The 4,761-nt window shown below is 54.2% G+C and carries 7 protein-coding genes; all 7 read left to right on the top strand.

The features are described 5' to 3' along the window. The first annotated feature begins 23 nt into the window (after window positions 1-23). Window positions 24-1,097 carry an NAD(P)/FAD-dependent oxidoreductase gene (locus R6V78_RS05295; protein ID WP_410288291.1) on the top strand — a complete coding sequence of 358 codons (1,074 nt, stop codon included), beginning with the start codon at window positions 24-26 and terminating at the stop codon, window positions 1,095-1,097. Between the two features lie 4 nt (window positions 1,098-1,101). Next, entirely contained in the window at window positions 1,102-1,608 is a 507-nt protein-coding gene (locus R6V78_RS05300; RefSeq protein ID WP_410288292.1) for a 4Fe-4S binding protein, read from the top strand. A gap of 24 nt (window positions 1,609-1,632) precedes the next feature. Next, window positions 1,633-1,911 carry a BMC domain-containing protein gene (locus tag R6V78_RS05305; RefSeq protein ID WP_410288293.1) on the top strand — a complete coding sequence of 93 codons (279 nt, stop codon included), beginning with the start codon at window positions 1,633-1,635 and terminating at the stop codon, window positions 1,909-1,911. Between the two features lie 213 nt (window positions 1,912-2,124). After that, window positions 2,125-2,436 (top strand): BMC domain-containing protein, encoded by a 312-nt coding sequence (locus tag R6V78_RS05310; protein WP_410288294.1) that lies wholly within the window; start codon window positions 2,125-2,127, stop codon window positions 2,434-2,436. A gap of 48 nt (window positions 2,437-2,484) precedes the next feature. After that, entirely contained in the window at window positions 2,485-2,778 is a 294-nt protein-coding gene (locus tag R6V78_RS05315) for a EutN/CcmL family microcompartment protein (RefSeq protein ID WP_410288295.1), read from the top strand. Further along, entirely contained in the window at window positions 2,775-4,109 is a 1,335-nt protein-coding gene (locus R6V78_RS05320) for a 4Fe-4S dicluster domain-containing protein (protein ID WP_410288296.1), read from the top strand. The genes R6V78_RS05315 and R6V78_RS05320 overlap by 4 nt, the downstream gene beginning before the upstream one ends. Window positions 4,110-4,118: 9 nt before the next feature. Further along, complete coding sequence (locus R6V78_RS05325) at window positions 4,119-4,670, top strand: BMC domain-containing protein (protein WP_410288297.1); 552 nt, start codon at window positions 4,119-4,121, stop codon at window positions 4,668-4,670. Window positions 4,671-4,761: the final 91 nt, after the last annotated feature.

The raw sequence follows: 4,761 nt of genomic DNA on the forward strand, positions 1-4,761 counted from the left end.
GGTAGGACATGCGCAGACATGAAATGATATGTGTGGGTGCCGGACCGGCGGGACTGGCCGCAGCAGTTGAAGCGGCCAGGCTCGGTGTTCAGGTCGTCGTTTTTGACGAAAACCAGCGCCCGGGAGGTCAGCTGTTTAAGCAGATTCATAAGTTTTTTGGTTCCCGAGAGCACCGGGCCATGGAACGTGGATTTAACATCGGCAACAGTTTTCTGGACCAGGCAAGGGCGCTTGGCGTTGAAGTCTCGCTGAATTCGGTTGTCCTCGGCATCTATGAAAACGGCGCCATGAATGTTCTGCTCGGTGACCGTATCGAACAGGTCAAAGCCCAGAAAATTCTGGTAGCCACCGGGGCTTCCGAAAACATGATACCATTTCCAGGGTGGACATTACCAGGTGTCATTGGAGCGGGCGCTGCTCAAACCATGGCAAATATCCACGGCATCCGCCCCGGCAATGATATCCTGATGGTGGGATCCGGCAATGTGGGCGTAATTGTCAGTTACCAGATGATCCAGGCCGGCAGTCGGATTGCCGCGGTTATCGACGCCGCACCCAAAATCGGAGCCTATGCGGTGCATGCCGCCAAAATCGCCAGAGTGGGTGTGCCGTTCATGACGTCACACACCATCCAAAAAGCTCATGGCAAGGAACGGGTCGAAGGCGCCACCGTCGTCCAGGTCGACACGTCCTGGCAGCCGATACCCGGAACCGAGAAGCGCTTTGACGTCGACACCATCTGCATCGCGGTGGGTCTCAACCCCATGACCCAGATCGTGCGTATGGCCGGCTGTAAAATGGCATATGCACCGGCACTGGGCGGCAGGATTCCCGCACATGATGTGAACCAGGAGACATCCATCAAAGGCATTTATATCGCCGGAGATATTTCGGGCATCGAAGAAGCCAGCACGGCTATCATCGAAGGCCGCATTGCCGGTCTGGCAATCGCGCACAGCCTGGGCTACATTGAAGAAAAGGATTTTCTCGACCAACGCGATCAGCAGTTTCAAAGTATTCAGGGGCTTCGCAGCGGGAGTCATGGCGAGGCGCGCCGAAAAGCCAAAGACTATTTGAATGCCGTTTTAAAAGGATAATCAAATGTTGACTGCATCATCAGCAACAACGGGCTATCTCTCGGAAGACGAGCTGAAAAACAGCCCGGGTATCCCCTCCGAAAGCCGGCGGCGCAAGGGTCCGGTCGCGGTTATCGAGTGTCTGGAAGACATACCCTGCAACCCCTGTGAATCCAGCTGTAAGGCAGGCGCCATTGTCGTGGGAAACGATATCACCAACCTGCCCCATCTGGACGGAGAGAAGTGTATTGCCTGTCAAACCTGCGTATATATATGCCCGGGCCAGGCGATTTTTATGGTGGATGAAAGCCTTGCCGATGATAAAGCGACCATCATGATGCCTTACGAATATCGTCCCCTGCCTGAAAAAGGGGATATCGTCACCGCCCTGGACCGTTCAGGACGGGAACTGGGCGATGCAATAGTGATTGCGGTTAGACAAACGAAGCGAATGGATCAAACTGCAACCGTGACAATAGAAGTGGTTAAAGACTGGTCCATGCAGGCCAGAGCGATCAGGATTAAAAGTTAACTCAGAATCAGGAGGAAAGAAAGAATGGCTGAACAAGCATTGGGAATGGTTGAGACGAGAGGTCTGGTGGGTGCCATCGAGGCGGCAGACGCCATGGTAAAAGCTGCAAAAGTGAAATTCGTCGGTCGAGAGTTTGTCGGCGGCGGTCTGGTGGCGGTGTTTGTGCGCGGTGATGTCGGGGCGGTCAAAGCGGCCACGGATGCCGGCGGTGCGGCTGCTCAGCGTGTCGGAGAGCTGGTCTCTGTGCACGTGATTCCGAGACCGCACGCGGATATCGAATTCACGATTCCTCAGGCGGAATAGTGTTTTTGACATCGCATTCGGGTGATATGGCGGCTTGACAGCACCCGGGCCGGTTTTTGGGCCGGTAGCGGTGGCGTATGCGCAGCAGGTATTTTCCCCTGCAGGGCTTATTAAAGCCGGCACGCAAGGGCTGCAGGCAGCGACGGATTGTCACCCGGAAACGATGAGAGGTGTGCAGCTGTCATCCGGCAGTTGATTAGGAAGGAATTCATTATGGCATTTAGCACGCGAATTATTTCCCACCCCTCTTCAGGCGTCTTTGAATTCCTGAGGCAGCGGGTGGGAACGGTCGGCAAGAAGGTTTTTTCTGAAGCCGAGATCCCGTTTACAGCGGTGGGCCTTCTGCAGGGAAGGCTGGTGGATATGATCGCCGCCGCGGACGTGGCCGAAAAGGCCGGCAATGTCCGTGTTTTCGATTTGAGGGGGCTGTGTCCACAGCATATCACCATGATAGGAATATTTGGCGATATTGCTGATGTAAAAGCCAGCATTGCCGCCGTTGAGGCCATGGAAGATCTGAAGTAGCCCCGCCTCTTAAATTTTTACGATGATTTGGGTCGAAGGAGAACCAGAATGTTATTAGCCAAGGTGATCGGAAATGTATGGTCCAGCAAAAAAAAAGACGCAATCTCCGCTCTGAGGCTTTTGTTTGTTCAGCCTTTGGGGAAAAACCTGAAACCGGAAGGCGATGTGCTGATCGCCGTGGACGAGGTCGGCGCAGGATTTGAAGAACTGGTAATCGTCACCCAGGGCTCTCCGGCCATGCAGGCTTTCGACAAAAGTGAATTGATTCCCGTGGATGCCGTGGTGGTCGGCATTGTTGACAACCTGGAACTGGCCGACGATATCACCGGAAAGAAAAAATGAGAGCGGACATCGTTGACAAAGTGCGGGCGGCCGGTGTTGTCGGTGCCGGCGGCGCCGGTTTCCCGAGCCATATCAAACTGCAGTTTGAAGTAACCCGGGTTCTGGCAAATGGTGCGTCCTGCGAACCGCTGCTGGCCGGCGATCCTTATATCATGGCACATCAGACCGATCGGGTTTTAAGCGGCCTGCTGGCGGTGATGGACTGCACCGAAGCCCCGGGTGGTACCGTATGCCTGAAGTCCAAGCATGCACAGTCGGTCGCCGCACTGGAAGAAAAAATATCCGCAAATGGATATACCGGGCGGATCGACGTATTCGAGCTAGACGACTTCTACCCGGCCGGCGATGAATTCATTCTAGTCAATGAGGTTATGGGAAAAATTGTGCCCGAAGGCGGTATTCCGCTGAATGTTCAGGTGGTAGTCAGCAATGTGGAATCCCTCTTAAATATTTCCCGGGCCATGGACGGGCATCCCGTGACCGACCGCTATGTAACGGTCTGCGGCGAAGTCAATCAGCCGATAGTGTGCAAAGTGCCCATCGGTATGCCGGTACGTGCCGCCATCGAGCTTGCCGGCGGCCCCAAGATTTCTGATTACGGCATCGTCATGGGAGGACCCATGATGGGCAGGGTCTTACAGAATGATTCGGAGCCAGTCGTCAAAACCACCAGCGGTATCCTTGTACTGCCGTCTAATCATAATGTCATTCGAGGTAAAAACAGAAGCCTGGACCAGATGCGGTTGATTGCCAAGTCCGCCTGCACCCAGTGTTCAAGATGCACGGAGCTTTGCCCCCGTTATCTGATCGGACATTCTCTGGAGCCCCACCGGATCATGCGGCATCTGGCCTACACACCGGGCATGGCGGGTGAAATCCTTGAAGACGCTTTAATCTGCTGCGAATGCGGCGTTTGTGAAAAATTTGCGTGCCCCATGATGCTCTCCCCGCGGGAGATTAACGCCGCTGTCAAACGAAAACTGCTGAGTGAAGGCGTCAAACGCGAACCCAGCCGTGAGGTGTATCAGGTGTCGCGCTTTTTTAACACGCGCAAAATACCCCTCAAGCGCCTTATGGAAAGACTTGACGTCTCAACATACGACACCCATCCCCCTTTTTATGAAGATGAGATTCACATACGGCAGGTCAGCATACCGCTGCAACAGCATCTTGGCAAGCCGGCGGAGCCGGTGGTGCAGGTGGGGGACAAGTTAAAAAAAGGAGACCTGATAGGAGAAATTCCCAAAGGCGCCCTGGGTGCAAGGATGCATGCCAGTATTGACGGAACGGTAACATCGGTTGGGGATCACATTATCATTACTCAGGTTTAGGAAAACACTATGGATCTCAGAGCCATTGCCATGATCGAACTCAACAGCATCGCCAAGGGTGTGGAAACCGCCGATGTGATGTTAAAAATCGCTGATGTCGATCTTATCATGGCCCAGCCGATTTGTGCCGGTAAATACATGGTGCTCGTATCGGGAGATGTGGATTCGGTGGAGCGCGCTTCGCAAGCCGGCAAAGAAAATGCTGCTGAATTTATGGTGGATAATTTTGTCATACCCAATGTGCATGCATCCGTATTCCCGGCGCTCACCGCGACCACCCGAATTCAAAATATCGATTCTCTGGCGGTTATTGAAACCTTTTCGGTGGCGTCCGCCATTATGGCGGCCGACGCCGCGGTTAAGGCAGCCGAGGTGGATATCATTGAGATTCGCTGTGCAACGGGCCTGGGCGGGAAATCGTTTCTTTATCTGACCGGCGATGTTTCATCGATCCAATCAGCCGTCGAGGCCGGCATCGATGTGCTTCGCGGCAGCGGGCTGGTGTTGAGCCATGTTATCATCCCCTCTCCCAGCCAAGACCTGAGAAGGTGTATTCTATGACCTCACCCGGAATGGCGGTGCAGCAAATCGTCAACCAGCCGGAAAAATGGAATTTTTCCGGTGCCGAGCAGTTGTATGCCGGCGTCGACCT

This window comes from Desulfosarcina sp., assembly GCF_046496365.1.
Classification (GTDB): Bacteria; Desulfobacterota; Desulfobacteria; order Desulfobacterales; family Desulfosarcinaceae; genus Desulfosarcina.